The organism is Paenibacillus sp. FSL R7-0163, assembly GCF_037969975.1.
Taxonomy (GTDB): Bacteria; Bacillota; Bacilli; order Paenibacillales; family Paenibacillaceae; genus Paenibacillus_AQ; species Paenibacillus_AQ odorifer.
Map to the genome: position 1 here is coordinate 5,847,512 of NZ_CP150224.1, position 17,377 is coordinate 5,864,888.

Sequence of the window (17,377 nt, forward strand, 5' to 3'; positions counted from 1 at the left end):
GCATCGATCTTTACGTCCACTTGACCACGCAGCCGCTCGATGAGTGTACAATTTTTTTTGAACGGAAGAGCTTTCCTCAGAATTATACCGCAAAAAACAGAAGATGGAATGGGGTATCGACAGAATAATGAAACGTTCGAGATTTATAGGGGAGTTGAAACCGGTGCTCTTCACCTTGCCGGCAATGATTCCATTCGTTGTATTTTGGCTAGCGCCATTACTTTATGTATTTTATCTCAGCTTTACCGAATGGGACTTCATGAGCCCCGAGAAAACCTTTGTCGGACTAACCAACTATCTGGATCTGTTCAGCAATCCTGCCTTCTATAAAGCACTTAGAGTGACTCTGTTATTCTGTGCCGGAAGTGTGCTGCCAGTTATTCTGATCGGACTTGGACTAGCACTCCTGATGAACGGGAAGCTGAAAGGCTCCACCCTCTATCAGGTATTGCTGTTCTCCCCTTGGGTCACGCCGACTGTGGCTGTATCCATTGTCTGGTCCTGGATCTATGAACCCGAAATTGGCCTTGCCAATACTGTACTTGACCTCTTAGGTCTAGAAAAAATCGGCTGGCTTCAAGACCCTAAATGGGCGCTGCTCGGCATTTTGCTCGTGACGATATGGAAATCGGTAGGCTGGGCGATGATTTTTTACTTGGTAGCACTACGCAATGTCCCTACGGATCTGCTGGAAGCTGCTCAATTGGATGGAGCAAATGCTGTTCAAAAATTCATCCGCATTACCTTACCGCTCATCTCACCAACGACACTGTTTCTGTTCATCGTACAGATCATTGGTGCGTTACAGGCTTACGACCAGATTAACGTACTTACACAAGGTGGACCCTCAGGATCAACACGCACCTTGCTCTATATGTATTATCAGTCTGCTTTTGAAGCCTTCCAGATTGGAGAAGCCTCTAGTGTCGCAATGGTTCTGGTATTTATATGTATGCTGCTATCCGTAGTCTCGCTAGAGGTTAGTAAACGGACAACCCATTATCAATAACAACTGCTGTAAAGGAGAACGACTGATGAATGCAACGATCGTACGCGTGGGCAAGCTGACCCGCCATCTATTTTTTACAGCTATTGCACTGATCATGGCCTTCCCCTTCTATTGGATGGTCACCAGCGCCTTAAAAACCAATGATGAAATCTGGCAGTCTCCGCCCACAATCTGGCCTAAGGATCCGCTGTGGAGTAATTTTTCAGCCGCCTGGCACGAAGCCCCTTTCTTCAGATATATGGGCAATAGCATATTTGTCGCTGTGTCGATTGTTATTTTGCAGGTAATAAATTCCGGGATGATGGCCTATGCGCTTACGCATATGAAATTCCGCTTCAGAGGGCTGTTCTCAGGCGTTATTCTTTTCGGCTACATGGTTCCAGCCACCGCTGTTTATCTTCCCGGATATTTGGTATTGTCCCAGCTCCATCTACTGGATTCATATGCCGGATTAATTCTATCCAACTGTGTAAGTGTCTTCTCCATTTTTCTAATTCGCCAGGCCTTCCTTCAGGTTCCCCATGAGCTGGTGGAGGCTGGAGAAGTCGACGGTTCCTCACACATGCGGATTCTGTGGACCATTCTTGTCCCCATTACACGTTCTTCCTTTGCTGTGCTAGCCCTGATCACCTTCATTGATCAGTACAATAACTATTTCTGGCCGATGCTGATCACCAAAGACCCTAATCTCCAGCTAGTCTCGGCGGGTCTGCGTAGTTTCTTTACTCAAGGAGGTGCTTACGGATTAAAATGGCCGCTGATCATGGCCGCTAGCGCATTCACCATCGCCCCGTTGCTGCTAGTATTTCTACTAGCTCAGAAAACGATCATGCAAAGTGTCAACATGACCGCTGGTTCCAGCAAAGGATAAGCTAACAATTCTATTTTAATAAGAGGAGAATGATGATGAACGTATTGAAGAGACTGTCCACCCTGTCTTTGGTTGCCGGATTTACAATGTTAACAGCTTGCGGAGGAAATGCGAATACAGGCAATGTTACAGCGGCAAATGGAGCTTCTTCCTCCCCCTCCACAGAGGCTGCACCCACACAAAATGCGCCGGTAACGATTGAATTCTGGTATGGTCTCGGCGGCAAGCTTGGTGAGAATATGGAGGCACTGATTCAGAAATTTAATACCTCTCAGCAAGAGGTCATCGTCAAAGGTATCGCGCAGGCAGACTACACTGAAACCGAACAGAAGCTGCAAGCAGCTATCGCTACAGGAAAAGTGCCTGCGGCTGCTCTCTCCTCCAATGTAGATTGGGCCCGTAAAGGATATTTCGCTCCGATAGACGAGTTTATGGCACTGCAGCCAGATTTTAATAAAGAGGATTTTGTCCAAACCTTTCTAAATCAGGGCCAGGTTGATGGTAAGCAATACTTCCTGCCGATGTATGGAACAACGCAGGTCATGTACTATCGCAAAGATGTTTTTGAGAAGAATGGGATTGATGCGAGCACACTAAAGACTTGGGAAGATCTAGCTGCCGCAGCTGCGAAAATGACAGTGAAGGACGGCGGCAAAACCACCCTTTATGGTTGGGAGCCTATGTGGGGTTCAGGGAACATGATTGATGCTGTACTCAGCAAAGGAGGCACTATCCTTAGTGAGGATGGAAAACAAGTTATGGTCGACTCTAAAGAGTGGATTGAAACCTGGGATTTGTTCCGCAAGTGGATTCACGAGGATAAGATCATGCGAATTCATTCCGGCGGTCAAGGCTGGGAGTATTGGTACAAGACGATTGACGATGTAATAAAGGGTCAATCCGCAGGCTACACCGGCTCCAGCGGCGATCAGGGAGACTTGGACTTCAGCATTGTTTCGGCTATGGAGCAGCCAGGCTGGGCAGGGATCGGTGAGGGCAAACCCGTAGCCCAAGCACTTATGGCCGGCATTCTATCCAAAGCTAACGACAGTGAAAAGGAAGCAGCTATGAAATGGCTAACCTACTTCACAAATGCTGAGAATACTGCGTCCTGGTCCATTAATACGGGATATATTTCGGTGCGCCAATCCGCATTGCAAGACCCGGCATTTGTGTCATTCAGCGAAAGCAATCCACAGATTAAGGTCCCATTGATGCAAGCTTCTCATGGTTCTGCACCTTTCCAAGACCCAACTGGCGGCAAAATTAACGATGCGTTGACAATCGCCGCAGATAAGGTGCAAATTGAGAATATCCCAGCAGCACAAGCACTTAAGGAAGCACAAGAAACGGCACAAGCAGCGCTTGATAAATTAAAATAAAGGGCGGTGGACTTCATGTCTGAGCTCATCACTCCGCAAGGCAGATACACTGTAGCAGCTATTCTATTCGATAAGGATGGTACGCTGCTCCAGTTCGTATCCCTCTGGGGCAGCTGGGGCGAATGTTTTTTAGAGAGATTCACGAAGTATATGAAGGAAAAAGGACTACAGATTGCAGAAGAGCAGCTCCCTGCATTAATGGGAACTATACACAATGCCCAGGGGAGCATTACCGATTATGATCGCAACGGACCGCTGGCTATGGGGACTATGAGTGATCTTTATGCCATTCTGTCATGGCAGGGTTATCTGCAAGGTTTATCTTGGGCGGAGTCCATGGAGCTTGTCCATCAATGCCGTCTCGAAGCGGATGTTATGTTAGAAGAGAAACGCCCTGTTCACTCCCTTCCGGGACTTCATCGTTTTCTTGATGAGTGCGTGAGTGCAGGCATCCCTCTCGCCGTGGTGACCGCAGATGAAACAGAGGCCGCAGACAAACATCTCCAATGGCTGGGCATACGGCATTATTTCTCCGAAGTAATTGGAACAGATCTTGTGGATCAGGGTAAACCTTTCCCCGACATGGTGCAGCTGGCCTGCAAAAGGTTAGCCGTGGAACCCGCGTACACAGCGGTTATCGGCGATACTAACGGGGATATGCGAATGGCTAAAGCAGCGGGTGTACAGGTAGCTATCGGCCTAGCAGAAAGCGAAGGTACTAGTGCTTCAACACATATTCTCCCGGATGCAGATCTCATTGTACAATCTTATGCTGAGCTCAGAATTGAGGTTACTTCCCTGTGAGAATAGAAGGAATGTGGGCATGGATGTTTCTGACGCTGGCTATTGTGTTCGAACTCTCAGGGACCATCTCAATGAAAATATCTCAGGGGTTCACCCAGCTCTGGCCTTCCGTGCTTATGTTCCTGTTCTATGGAGCCAGCTTCACCTCCCTGAATTATGCTCTCACCTCGATTAAGGTAGGCGTAGCTTATGCGATATGGTCAGGAGCGGGAATCATTCTGATTTCCTTCATAGGAACCCTGTTTTTTGAAGAAAAGCTAACCCTATCCTCACTACTATGGATAGCCGTCATCATTGTCGGGATCATAGGACTGAACATTAGCGGCAAGACGCATTAGCGAACAGCAACAGTATTGGATAGGTTCATAGATGAAGGAGGATGCCCAAACATGAGTACGAACACATCACCTGAAGATAAACCAGTTATCACCTTTCAGATCATTACGGATACCCATGTCACTGCTGACCGCAATCATGAGTACAATCTTAACTTCGAGCTGGCACTCCGTGATATAGCAGCGCATGGGGAAGGCAGCAGCGGGATTATGCATATCGGTGATGTCACAGACCACGGCTTCCCTGCTGAATACGAAGAAATGCTTCGTATCCTCAAACAATATAAAAACGACCTGCCCGAGATTACCTTTACCTTAGGCAATCATGATGTGGGGCTCGGAAATTGGGAATCACGTTTAGGAATGTATACGTCACAGACCGGAATGTCCGGACCCTATCATGATCACTGGATCAATGGTTATCATTTTATTTTGCTAGGGACGGAGCAAGGATTGCCCAAGTTCTGTGATCTCTCCTCTGAGCAGCTTGATTGGCTGGAGCATAAGCTTGGAGAGCAAGCTTCACCAGAGCAGCCTATCTTTCTCTTCCTGCATCAACCGCTTAAAGACACCGTAGCCGGATCACTGGAATCGCAAGATTGGTATGGTGTCACACAAGATAAGGAATTAAAAGAAATTCTGTCGAGATATCCCCAGACCTTGTTATTCACTGGACATACCCATTGGGAGCTGGAGGTAAACAACACTATGTTCCCTGGCCATGGAGAGATCGCAACGATGTTTAATGCTGCTTCTGTCGCCTATCTTTGGACTAATGAAGATAAACATAAGACGGGCAGCCAAGGCTTCTATGTGGAAGTGTATAGCGATAAAGTGCTTATCCGGGGCAGAGATTTTAAGACAGGAAGCTGGATTGAGGCTGCACAATATGAGGTAGCTTACCCAGCGGTAAGCGTATATTAATGATAAGCATTTAAGCGAGAAATATAACAAAAAAAACGATTGTGCACAGGGAGTCCTTCCCCGCAACAATCGTTTTTTACTGTAGCTATTCAGCTTATCGTCCAATGGGCGCAATCCGGTAGACAGCTGTATCTCCATCCGCTGCCTTCGTATCGCTCTCGATCTGCCAACCGAAGGACAACACAGAGGCCAAACGTTCCTTCTCAGCCAAGGTTAAAGCCACCTCAGCGGCTTCCTTACCTTCCTCAAGCTCCAGAGCCGCTTCTTTGCCCAGAGCTACCCATATCCAGCTGCGAATCCCACGAATCGTATTGTATTTGATCTGATAGCCTGTCTTCACCGCTTGCCCGAACAACTCCGGCTGCTCTGACTGCAACGCGGTCAGCTGCTTATAATCAAATTGGTATTCGCTCTCGTCAACGGGCAAATCGCCCTCTGCCACTTTACGAAGAATATCCTCATCAGACCACCCCAAGGAGCGGAGTGATTCCACCAATAACGCATCCCACTGGGATAACTTTACCCGGTTTAAGTTCTCTGACATTCTGATCCCTCCCAATCTATATATAGAGTCTAATCATACCGTAAAATCATAAGCAACATAATGGCCCGGGCTTACTTCCTGTAGTGTAGAAGTCTCAGCTCTGCCGTACTCTTGCGAGTATCCGTCTAAAATAATTCTCTGATTGGCCCGCCGGGGATCCGTCTCCAAGATGGAAGACAGCAGCGCCTTTGTATAAGGATGAATAGGATTATCGTACAGCTCATCACTTTCGGCTACCTCTACTAGTCGACCGCCATACATCACGCCGATCCGGTCAGAAATATGCCGTACCATCGACAGATCATGTGCGACAAAGAGATAGGTCAAGCCAAATTCGGACTGCAAATCCTCCAGCATGTTCACTACCTGGGCCTGGACAGACACGTCCAGCGCTGAGATCGGCTCATCACACACGACAAACTCAGGTCTTACGGACAATGCTCTGGCAATCGAAATCCGCTGGCGTTGTCCACCGCTGAATTCATGCGGGAAGCGGTAGAGATGTTCTCTTTTTAAACCTACCTTTTCCAGCAATGCCGCAACAGCTTCTTTGCGTTCTTCACCTTCGTGGATGCCGTGGATTTTCATAGGCTCACTGATCAGATCAAGCACATTTAAGCTTGGATTAAGTGAAGAATAGGGATCTTGGAAGATCGACTGAATGCGTCTGCGAAAAGGTTTTAACTGCTTCTCTCCAAGCTTGCTCAGCGGCTGCCCGTCAAAAGACACTTCACCGTCTGTGTAATCATATAAGCGCAGCAAGCAGCGTCCAACCGTGGACTTGCCGCTTCCTGACTCTCCAACCAGCCCAAAGGTCTCTCCCTGACGAATCTGAAAGCTTACGCCATCTACTGCCTTAAGCACCGATGTATCGCGTCCCCACATATCCTTGCCTTTGGAGAAATGTTTTTTGAGATTATTTACGTCCACTAGAATCTTATTGTCACTCAACCGAACCGCTCCCTTCAACGCCAGCTACGGCTGAAGTCTCCTGCACACCATCTGCTAACCAGCACATCGAACGGTGACCGGGCGATAATTCGATTACCGGAGGACGTTCGCTGCAACGGGCAAAAGCATTAGGGCAACGCTCCATAAAGGGACAGCCAGAAGGAGGATTCAACAAATCCGGAGGTGTGCCTTCGATTGGAATTAGACGTTCACGCGATTTGCCGTCACGTTTCGGGATCGAGCGAAGCAGACCTTTCGTGTAAGGATGCTGTGGGCGGTAAAAAATATCCTCCACCGTACCTTCCTCCATCACTAGTCCACCATACATTACGATAACCCGTGTACATACCTGAGCCACCACACCCAAATCATGGGTGATCAGTGCTATAGCTGTACTGGTATTATTTTTTAGCTCTTTAAAAAGATCAAGAATTTGGGCCTGTATCGTTACATCAAGCGCAGTTGTCGGCTCATCCGCAATCAATAGCTCTGGCTGGCAGGAAAGAGCCATGGCGATCATGACCCGCTGCCGCATCCCGCCGCTGAATTCATGCGGATACTGCTGCAGCCGCTGCTCAGGATTATTTATACCCACCTGCCGCAGGATACTTGCTGCTTCTTTGAGCGCTTCTTCCTTATTTAAGCCGCGATGCCGCCGGATGACCTCCGTAAGCTGCTGGCCGATTTTTTTCACAGGATTAAGAGAAGTCATGGGATCCTGAAACACCATCGCTATGCGGTTGCCGCGTAGTTTTCTCCACTCTTTTTCCGAAAGGTTAGATAAATTCTCACCACGAAAATTAATATTTCCAGCGATAATTTTACCCGGAGGTGTAATCAACGACATAATCGCCTTCGCAGTTACACTTTTCCCGCTTCCGGATTCACCAACAATCCCTACCGTTTCTCCAGCATCTATATGAAAGCTAACGCCACGAACTGCCTGATTCTCCCCATCTCGAGTTTGGAAGGAAACCTTCAAATTCTCAACAGACAATAGCCGTTCCGTCATGATGTCTTCACACTCCTATCTTCGGATCAGCTTCGGTTCAAAGCCAACCCGCAAAATATCGCCCAGAACATTAAAGCTCAGAACCGTTAATAGTATCAATAACCCCGGGAACAATGCCAAATAAGGTGCCTGAGCGATATATCCCTGTGCATTGTTAAGCATACTGCCCCAAGTGGCATTCGGAGGTTGTACCCCGAACCCAAGGAAGCTTAGGGACGACTCCATCATAATCGCGGAAGCGATATTATTCGTCGCACCTACAATCACAACAGGTACTAGCCCCGGAAGAATATGACGCCAGATAATTCCGAAGTTGCTCTGGCCGGAAGCTTTTGCATATAGTACATATTCCCGTTCTTTAATCGTCATCGTCTCCGCACGAATCACACGGGCAATGTTCATCCACATTAATAGAGCAATAATTAAAATGATGTTTCCTACACTCGGCTTCAGAAATACGCTGAGCAGCAGCAGCACAAGGAAAGATGGAATGGACATCACTACATCAAGCATCCGCATCAATAGATTATCAATCCATCCGCCAAAATATCCACTGATTACGCCCACCGTCACACCTATACCCGTGGCAATGATCATTGAAGCAAAACCAACTAGCAAAGATACCCGGCCACCATACAAAGCTCGGGCAAAATAATCCCGGCCGTAATCATCCGTACCAAACCAATGATCCGCTCCGGGCGCTTTCAAGCGTGCCAAAACATCCATTGCATTCGGATCATGTCCGGACAAAAAAGCAAATATAGAGCCTAGTGTGAAGACGATTAAAGTAATGAGGGCTGCGACACCCAATTTATTCGTAAATAGCTCATCTCCAACACTTTTCCATTTACTGCGATTCATGAGGTCACCTCGTCAATTTAATTCGTGGGTCCACGAAGCTATATAGAATATCCGCGACCAGATTGCCGATGATCAGCATTAAAGAAGAGAACAAAGTTATTCCCATAATTACGGGATAATCCATCCCTTTAACCGCAGTCATCCCTAAAGAGCCAATACCCGGCCATGAAAATACCGTCTCCGTTACAATTGCACCCGCCACCAGATCACCCATCGACATCCCGAGCAATGTAATTACTGGCAACAGTACATGCTTAAGCACGTGACGGAACAGAATCGTTGTCTTGCTGGATCCAAAAGCATATTGAATCTGCACATACTCTTCTTTTAGCTGTCCAATCGTACTAGAGCGGATGTATCGTACGTAACCGGCCAGAAATCCAAAAGCCAATACGGCGCAAGGCAGAATACCATGCTTCAATACATCAACCGCTGATTCCACACCAATGGTTCGCATCCCCATAATAGGCAGCAGGTGCAGCTTAATTGCAAATAAGTACATAAGTAATATGGCCAGCCAAAATAAAGGTACTGAAATTCCGATATAGGATAAAAAGTTAATTAGTTTATCCACCCAGCGGTTCCGGTTAGCTCCAGCAAGCAGACCCATCGGGATCGCCAACAGAACGGCTAAGCCGATTGCACTGCCCATCAAACCTGCTGTTGCAGGTAAACGTTCTAGAATTTGCTCCAATACAGGCTGATGATTCACAAGGGAATAACCGAAATTGCCCTGCAGTACTTCTTTGATCCATATAAAATATTGAATGTAGGCTGGCTTATCCAGCCCAAGGTTATGCCGGATGCGCTCAATATCATCCGCGTGCATATTCGGCGTAACGAAGGATAGTACCGGATCCCCCGGAGCCAGCTTAATCATCGCAAAGCACACAACCGAGACAAAAAACAGCATCGGCAGGGTTTGCAGTAATCTTCGGACGATAAGTTGTCTCATACGTATATTCTCCCAGTTCTATATCGGTAAAAAAATAAGCTGGATTGACCAGCTTATTTTTTCCCGTTCTTATTTAAGGTAGATTTTCGATAAATCTTCAAAAATAACGACAGGCTTCAAGACTGCTTCTTCTAGACCGCCGTAGTTCTTGGAGACAGCTACAATAGTCTTAGTATTAGCAATTGGATAAATCGGTGCATCGTCAGCAATGATCTCTTGGATCTTCTTATAGATCTCACCACGTTTAGTCACATCTGCTTCTCCTGCACCATCATTGAACAACTTATCGACTTCAGCATTATTATAATGCGAGTAGTTAGAGTCTGCAGTAGATGTATACAAAATTCTGTAAGCATCAGGATCGTAACCCATAATATAACCTGCAATCGCAAGTTCAAAATCTGTTGAATTCATATCACTGAATTTCTGACCATATGCCGAGGCATCCATATTTTGCAGTTCAACTTCAGCGCCAATGGCCTTTAGCTTTTGCTGCACGTATAGTGAAATGGCTTCCTGAGCTTTATTACCGCTCGATACAATCAATCTCAATTTCAGATCGCTAACCCCTGCCGATTGCAGAAGCTCTTTGGCTTTTTCTACATCATTATCAAAAGAAGGTACGTCATTAGTATAGAACAATGCATCCGGAGTCAAAAAGGACTTCGCCGGGTCTGCATACTCGTTAGAAGTATAAGCAGCCTGAATGATTTCATCACGATTTAGGGCTAGAGACAAGGCTTGACGAACTTCTTTTTTAGCAAGAGCACCTCTATCACTGTTTGCATTGAACAACAGGTAGGACAATCGGCCTTCACTATAAGGCAGGATTTCGAAATTGTTCGAAGCCTCAATCGTTCCAACATCCTGTGGATCTAGATACTTAATGTTGATCTCACCATTCTGAAGTGCGAGATTCGCAGCATTCGTATCTTTAGCAATCCGGTACGTTATAGAATCAAGATGTGGTTTGCCGCCAAAGTAGTTATCAAATCTCTCGAGCGTAACATATTCGCCTGCTTTGTATTCTTTAAATTTAAATGGGCCAGATCCAACCGGAGCAGCATTCTTGGTGCTTTTCTCTAGATCCGTCTCATTCTCAAAAATATGCTTTGGAATCGGAAATACTTGCACTAGTGTAGCTTCAAAAGCTGGGCTGACCTGCGGAAGCTTGAACTCTACAGTCAGATCATCCACCTTAACTGCCTTAACGGGTTTATCACCGATGAATAAGTTCGCTCTCAACATGCTGTTTTGCTTCTCATCGAGGATGCTATCAATCGTGAACACGACATCGTCAGCTGTAAGCTTTTCTCCGTCATGCCAAGTTAGTCCACTTTTCAGTTTCAATGTATAAGTCAGGTTATCTTCGGAAAGTGTCAGGCTGTCTGCCAAGTAGAAGGTCTTCTCTCCGTTATTCACTTGGAACAATGGCGCGTAGAGCGCTTGGTCAATCGTCAGACTGACACGATCACCAGCATAGTTCGGATTTAGAATGACAGGATCTGCAGCGACCCCAATAATTAAGTTGCCACCATCTTTTGGTTCAGTGCTTGCTGTCGATCCTTCAGTAGCCGTAGGCGTCTGATTTGTATTTGTGGAAGCGGCGTTATTTCCCCCGGAGCACGCGCTAATCAAAAATGTTAACAAAACCAAAGTAATAACTCCAGATAATCCTTTACGCATAAGTTTCTCCCCCGTGTCTATATTGTCTTTGTTTGTTTTTTATATTGTATATCGGGATACTAGGAATTACAATGGATAGCATTTCACATTAATGTAATATTGAGGGAACTGATAATTCCAACCTTTTTCATGACTCATCCCCACGCTTTAAAGTATCCACATGGTCCATACCTGAAATGACTCTTCCGAATACAGTATGCCAAGGGTCGCAATACCCCCTTGGACAATAAATCCACGAACCACACGTTGGAAAGTCAGACCGTTATAAAAACCTTGATGGACCAGCTTCATCGTGACTACTCTCCTAAACTCTGTTCAGCCACCAATATGAGCTTCAGTCTTCGCTGTCTCTTCCGGTACGTATATTTCCTCAACATCCCCATCCAGCAGAGGTCGGTATTTACCTTTGCATCATACCAGAACACATCCGCACGAGGATTCATGGCCAGTAACAGATCGATTAACTACTGAGCTTTTTGTGGTGATTTATCCATAGTCTCATTCCTGTGCTCATCTGGCTGGCATTCTTATCTAATTATCCGGTAATTGTACAGCAGATCCATAAAAATTAATATATCTAAAAAGTTCAATTTATCCAACTCTCATTTCTCATTTACTATAAGAACTTTGCGAAATAAGGATTATTACTATCTAACTGTAAATATATTGAGAACATACCTATACCTCTCGGAAGAAAGGGAGAGTCCCCCAAGGAGGCCGCAATGAATAAGACACGCGTATTAATCGGCAGCCCGATCCATCAAAAGCCCAATGTGTTGCGAGAATTTCTGAATTCCCTGCTGCGCCTGAATATCGAGCAAATCGAACTGGATTTCCATCTGATTGATGACAATGATGATGAAGCGTCCAGCCGGTTGCTCCAGGAATTCAAAAGCAAGGGTGAGCATATTTTTATTCAAAGCTCCGGCTTTCACGATGCGTACATTCGCAATGATACGACCCACTTTTGGAATTCTGATTTAGTCTGGAAAGTCGCCAACTTCAAAAACCTCATGATTAACCGAGCGCAAACCCTGAACTATGACTACCTCTTCCTGATCGACTCTGACCTCATCCTCCACCCAGATACGCTAAGACATTTAATAGGGACGAACAAAGATATTATTTCAGAAGTATTTTGGACACAGTGGCAGCCAGATACCATGTTTCAGCCGCAGGTCTGGATGCATGACGAATACAATCAGTGGGAGATACTTCCCGGCGAAAAACTGCAACCCGAGGAGATCAACCGCAGATTTCATGAATTCATAGCCAAACTCCGCAATCCTGGAATCTATGAAGTGGGGGGTCTCGGCGCTTGTACATTGATTAGCCAGCATGCGTTAAAAGCCGGGGTAAGCTACAATCAGATCCGGAACATTTCATACTGGGGCGAGGATCGCCATTTCTGCATTCGTGCCGCGGCCCTTGGCATTCCGCTATTTGTTGACACCCATTATCCTGCCCTTCATTTGTACAGAGATAGTGATTTGAGCAAGGTTGAAGATTTCATCAGAGAAACAACAGGGGTAAAAGCTGAATCGGCACCCACACCCATCGAGGAAAATTCCAATGAGGCTGCAGCTGCTCCTATAACCAAAAAGCGCCCCAAGCTAACCCTTACCATGGTTGTAAAAAATGAAAGCGGGCGCTTCCTGCAACAGGTTCTGGAGGAACACCGCAAATATATCGATGAGGCTGTCATTATTGATGACGGCAGCACCGACAATACAGCAGCTGTCTGTCTGGAAGCACTTGACGGCATTCCCGTTCATCTCGTGCATAATACCGAATCCAAGTTCAGCAATGAAATTGAGCTGCGAAAACAGCAGTGGGAGGAAGTCCTAAAGACAAATCCCGAGTGGATTCTGAGTCTGGACGCGGATGAGATCTTTGAAGCCAGCTTTGCGGAAAATATAGATACCTTGCTGTATGCAGATGGGGTCGATCTGTTCTGCTTCCGCCTTTACGATTTATGGAACGCGAACCATTACAGGGAGGATACCTACTGGCGCTCTCATCTGAACTACCGCCCTTTTTTGCTTCGCTATAAAGAAGACTTCAACTATGTATGGAATGAATCCCCACAGCACTGTGGGCGATTCCCGGAAAATATCTTCGAGCTGTCTCATCAGCTAAGCAACCTGCGGCTCAAGCATCTCGGTTGGTCCAAAGCCGAGTTCCGGCTCGAAAAATATCTGCGTTATATGCTCCTCGACCCCGACGGCAAATACGGCTGGAAAGAGCAATATATGTCCATCTTGGATGAACAGCCTCATCTAATCCCTTGGGTGGAGTGAGGCTTACCATAAAAAGGACGTCCACAAAGCCGTTACGGTTTTGTGGACGCTTTTTTTATTCAGAACTCAATTCAGAACTCTGTGGCCCATCGACTTCTGGCTTCAGAATGGTTACCGCAAGCTCGTTGCCGGATTCATCTACCTGAATAACTGATCCCTCTGCGGCTTCACCAGCAATAATCGCACGTGCCACACGTGTCTCCAAGCTGCGCTGGATGAATCTTTTCAACGGTCTTGCTCCATACACAGGATCAAAACCTTCCTTAGCGATAAAACGCACCGCCGATTCAGTTAATGCCAGCCCGATCTCCCGTTCTGCCAGACGTAGACGCAATCCATCCACCAGTTTGTCCACAATTTTCTCGATCTCACCCAGTGTCAGCGGCTTGAACATTACAATGTCATCCACCCGGTTCAGGAACTCTGGACGGAAATGACCACTCAGTTCCTTCATCACTCTATCCTTGGCAGCTTCCGTGAGCTGACCTTTTTCATCGGTGCCTTGAATCAGATGAGGTGAACCGATATTAGAAGTCATAATGATGATTGTATTCTTGAAGTCAACCATTCGGCCTTGTGAATCAGTCAGCCGTCCATCATCAAGCAGCTGCAGCAGAATGTTAAACACATCGGGATGCGCCTTCTCCACTTCATCGAGCAGCACTACAGTATAAGGCTGACGCCGCACAGCTTCCGTGAGCTGCCCGCCTTCCTCATATCCAACATATCCTGGAGGTGCGCCGACGAGACGGGAGACACTATGCTTTTCCATATACTCCGACATATCTATACGGATCATGCCATCTTCGCGGTCAAAAAGAGATACCGCAAGCGACTTAGCCAGCTCAGTCTTCCCTACACCCGTCGGGCCAAGGAACAGGAATGAACCAATCGGGCGATTCGGATCTTTGATTCCTGCTCTTGCCCGAAGCACCGCATCGGCCACCAAGCTGACGGCTTCGTCTTGGCCCACTACCCGTTCATGCAGCGTATCCTCCAGACGCAGCAGCTTATCCCGTTCGCCTTCTACCAGTCGGCTAACCGGAACGCCGGTCCAGCGGGAGACAATATCTGCGATTTCCTCTTCAGTAACAGCCTCACGTAGCAATCTTGTATCCTGATCCTGCTGTGCCGCTTCTTCCGCTGCTTTCAACTGACGCTCCAGATCAGGAATAATGCCGTAGCTCAGTTCGGCTGACTTATTAAGATCATATTCCTCCTGTGCATCGACCAGATCCTTACGTGCTTGCTCCAGCCGTTTTTTGAGGTCGCGAATCCCTTGGATGGCCGACTTCTCTTTCTCCCAGCGCGCCGTCATCCCTAGCTGCTTCTCCTTCAGGTCAGCGAGCTCGCGCTGCAATATTTCGAGTCGGCGTTTGCTGGCGTCATCAGTTTCTTTTTTAAGCGCCGCTTCTTCAATCTCCATCTGCATCAGGCGGCGGGTCACTTCATCCATCTCACCCGGCATGGAGTCTATCTCTGTGCGGATCATGGCGCAAGCCTCGTCCACTAGGTCAATCGCCTTATCCGGTAAAAATCGATCCGTAATATAACGATTGGACAATACCCCTGCGGCTACCAGGGCGCTGTCATGGATTTTGACCCCGTGGTGGACTTCAAACCGCTCCTTCAGACCACGCAAAATGGAGATCGTATCCTCTACATCGGGTTCGCTCACAAGCACTTGTTGGAAACGGCGCTCCAGCGCAGGGTCCTTCTCTATATATTTGCGATATTCATCGAGCGTTGTGGCACCGATACAGTGCAGCTCACCCCGGGCCAACATCGGCTTCAGCATATTGCCCGCATCCATCGAGCCTTCGGTTTTACCTGCGCCCACAATTGTATGCAGCTCATCAATAAAAAGAATAATGCGGCCGTTGCTTTCGCGAACCTCTCTCAATACCGCCTGCAGGCGTTCTTCGAATTCACCACGAAACTTCGCGCCTGCCACAAGTGAACTCATATCCAGTGAAAAAATCGTCTTATCCTTCAGACCCTCCGGTACGTCTTTGCGTACAATCCGGTGTGCCAAGCCTTCCACAATGGCTGTTTTCCCTACACCTGGTTCACCGATCAGCACAGGGTTATTTTTCGTTTTACGGGACAAAATCCGGATTACTCGGCGGATCTCGCCATCACGACCAATGACTGGATCAATCTTGCCCGCGCGAACCTCAGCTACAAGATCACGGCCGTATTTCTCCAGCACCTCATAAGTAGCTTCTGGCTCCCGGCTGGTTACCCGCTGATGTCCACGAATCTCAGCAAGCACCGACATCAGCTTCTCACGGGTCAGCCCACGGCGGACAAAAAGATCCCTTAGCTCACGATTCTCCCCGCTCGAATCTGACACCATGGCCAGCACAGCATGCTCCACAGAAACAAACTCATCCTGCATCTTCGCCGCTTCCTTCTCCGCCTGCTCCAGCAGATGAATCAGCGATTGCGAGGCGAAACGCCTTACCGTGCTTGCTCCTGACCCGCTGATGCTCGGCTTGCGTTGAAGCAATTCATCCGTGCTGCGCATCAGCTCAGTCACAGGGATATTCATCTTTTGCAGCAATCTTGGCAGCAATCCTTCTGGCTGCTGGAGCAACGCTTTTAACAGATGGAGATTATCGATCTCCTGATGACCGCTGTCTGATGCCAGCGACTGCGCCGCAGCCACTGCTTCCTGCAGCTTTTGAGTTAATTTATTGAAATCCATAGCTCTCTCACCTTTCTATTTAAGAGTGATTATATTAAATCGGCCTTTTTGGCCGGGGATAGGTTAATTTAGCGGGATTTATACCGTTGATTTCGGACTACTGGCTGATTTGCTCTCAATCTACGGGATTTTTACCGCTCTTTTCGAGTAACTAGCCGTTTTGTGCTCAATCTACGGGATTTATACCGCTCTTTTCGAGTAACTAGCTGGTTTGCTCTCATTCTCCGGGATTTTTACCGTTCTTTTCGAGTAACTAGCCGATTTGCTCTCATTCTGCGGGATTTTTACCGTTCTTTTCGAGTAACTGGCTGGTTTGCTCTCATTCTACGGGATTTTTACCGCTCTTTTCGAGTAACTAAACGCTTTGTGCTCATTCTGCGGGATTTATACCGTTCTTTTCGAGTAACTAGCTGGTTTGCTCTCATTCTGCGGGATTTTTGCCGTTCTTTTCGAGTAACTAAACGCTTTGTGCTCATTCTGCGGGATTTTTACCGCTCTTTTCGAGTAACTAGCTGGTTTGTGCTCAATCTACGGGATTTTTGCCGCTCTTTTCGAGTAACTGGCTGGTTTGCTCTCATTCTACGGGATTTTTACCGTTCTTTTCGAGTAACTAGCCGATTTGCGCTCATTCTACGGGACTTTTACCGTTCTTTTCGAGTAACTGGCTGGTTTGTGCTCATTCTACGGGATTTTTACCGTTCTTTTCGAGTAACTAGCTGGTTTACGCTCGTTCTACGGGACTTTTACCGTTCTTTTCGAGTAACTAGCAGTTTTGCTCTCATTCTACGGGATTTTTACCGTTCTTTTCGAGTAACTGGCTGGTTTGCTCTCATTCTACGGGATCTTTACCGTTCTTTTCGCACATCGAGCCCCATTCGACGTACTCTAAGGCACTTTTGCCTCTCTTTTCGCCCAACGAGCCCCATTCGTCACATTCTAAAGGCACTTTTGACTTTCTTTTCGAACAACGAGCCTAATTCAGCGCTTTCTAAGGCACTTTTGCTTCTCTTTTCGCACATCGAGCCCCATTCGG

At 47.1% G+C, this 17,377-nt stretch carries 15 protein-coding genes; 7 read left to right on the top strand and 8 right to left on the bottom strand.

The genetic code is table 11. From position 1 onward, the window contains the following. Positions 1–127 precede the first annotated feature (127 nt). The 6 genes from NST45_RS25655 to NST45_RS25680 are packed head-to-tail and all read left to right on the top strand — an operon-like array spanning position 128 to position 5,325. Positions 128–1,009: a sugar ABC transporter permease gene (locus NST45_RS25655; RefSeq protein ID WP_076107350.1), complete on the top strand. Its 882-nt coding sequence runs from the start codon at positions 128–130 to the stop codon at positions 1,007–1,009. Between the two features lie 25 nt (positions 1,010–1,034). Continuing rightward, positions 1,035–1,880: a carbohydrate ABC transporter permease gene (locus NST45_RS25660; RefSeq protein WP_051491496.1), complete on the top strand. Its 846-nt coding sequence runs from the start codon at positions 1,035–1,037 to the stop codon at positions 1,878–1,880. A 35-nt stretch (positions 1,881–1,915) separates the two neighbouring features. Further along, the gene (locus NST45_RS25665; protein WP_080742377.1) at positions 1,916–3,262 is read left to right on the top strand and encodes an ABC transporter substrate-binding protein; all 1,347 of its coding nucleotides are present in this window, start codon (positions 1,916–1,918) and stop codon (positions 3,260–3,262) included. A gap of 15 nt (positions 3,263–3,277) precedes the next feature. After that, complete coding sequence (locus NST45_RS25670; RefSeq protein WP_038568255.1) at positions 3,278–4,066, top strand: HAD family hydrolase; 789 nt, start codon at positions 3,278–3,280, stop codon at positions 4,064–4,066. An 11-nt stretch (positions 4,067–4,077) separates the two neighbouring features. Beyond that, positions 4,078–4,404 carry a multidrug efflux SMR transporter gene (locus NST45_RS25675; RefSeq protein ID WP_038574002.1) on the top strand — a complete coding sequence of 109 codons (327 nt, stop codon included), beginning with the start codon at positions 4,078–4,080 and terminating at the stop codon, positions 4,402–4,404. A 51-nt stretch (positions 4,405–4,455) separates the two neighbouring features. After that, the gene (locus NST45_RS25680) at positions 4,456–5,325 is read left to right on the top strand and encodes a metallophosphoesterase (protein WP_038568251.1); all 870 of its coding nucleotides are present in this window, start codon (positions 4,456–4,458) and stop codon (positions 5,323–5,325) included. 94 nt (positions 5,326–5,419) lie between these two features. Here the strand turns inward: NST45_RS25680 and NST45_RS25685 are convergent, their stop codons facing one another. The 7 genes from NST45_RS25685 to NST45_RS25715 form a co-directional block, all read right to left on the bottom strand. After that, positions 5,420–5,869, bottom strand: a complete 450-nt coding sequence (locus NST45_RS25685) for a hypothetical protein (protein ID WP_036687301.1) — start codon at positions 5,867–5,869, stop codon at positions 5,420–5,422. A gap of 33 nt (positions 5,870–5,902) precedes the next feature. Next, on the bottom strand, positions 5,903–6,820 hold the full coding sequence (locus tag NST45_RS25690) for an ATP-binding cassette domain-containing protein (protein ID WP_280513446.1): 918 nt from the start codon (positions 6,818–6,820) through the stop codon (positions 5,903–5,905). Next, entirely contained in the window at positions 6,813–7,832 is a 1,020-nt protein-coding gene (locus NST45_RS25695; protein WP_038568246.1) for an ABC transporter ATP-binding protein, read from the bottom strand. The genes NST45_RS25690 and NST45_RS25695 overlap by 8 nt, the downstream gene beginning before the upstream one ends. Positions 7,833–7,847: 15 nt before the next feature. Next, on the bottom strand, positions 7,848–8,693 hold the full coding sequence (locus NST45_RS25700) for an ABC transporter permease (protein WP_036687295.1): 846 nt from the start codon (positions 8,691–8,693) through the stop codon (positions 7,848–7,850). A 4-nt stretch (positions 8,694–8,697) separates the two neighbouring features. After that, complete coding sequence (locus NST45_RS25705) at positions 8,698–9,648, bottom strand: ABC transporter permease (RefSeq protein ID WP_036687292.1); 951 nt, start codon at positions 9,646–9,648, stop codon at positions 8,698–8,700. Positions 9,649–9,717: 69 nt separating this feature from the next. Further along, complete coding sequence (locus NST45_RS25710; protein WP_036687290.1) at positions 9,718–11,334, bottom strand: ABC transporter substrate-binding protein; 1,617 nt, start codon at positions 11,332–11,334, stop codon at positions 9,718–9,720. 147 nt (positions 11,335–11,481) lie between these two features. Then, positions 11,482–11,625, bottom strand: coding sequence for a peptidylprolyl isomerase (locus tag NST45_RS25715; protein ID WP_080742376.1), 144 nt, complete (start codon positions 11,623–11,625; stop codon positions 11,482–11,484). A gap of 431 nt (positions 11,626–12,056) precedes the next feature. Here NST45_RS25715 and NST45_RS25720 point away from each other — a divergent pair, with 431 nt between their 5' ends. Continuing rightward, positions 12,057–13,634, top strand: a complete 1,578-nt coding sequence (locus NST45_RS25720; RefSeq protein WP_036687287.1) for a glycosyltransferase — start codon at positions 12,057–12,059, stop codon at positions 13,632–13,634. 55 nt (positions 13,635–13,689) lie between these two features. Here the strand turns inward: NST45_RS25720 and clpB are convergent, their stop codons facing one another. Then, on the bottom strand, positions 13,690–16,344 hold the full coding sequence (gene clpB, locus NST45_RS25725) for an ATP-dependent chaperone ClpB (protein WP_339824163.1): 2,655 nt from the start codon (positions 16,342–16,344) through the stop codon (positions 13,690–13,692). Positions 16,345–17,377 lie beyond the last annotated feature (1,033 nt).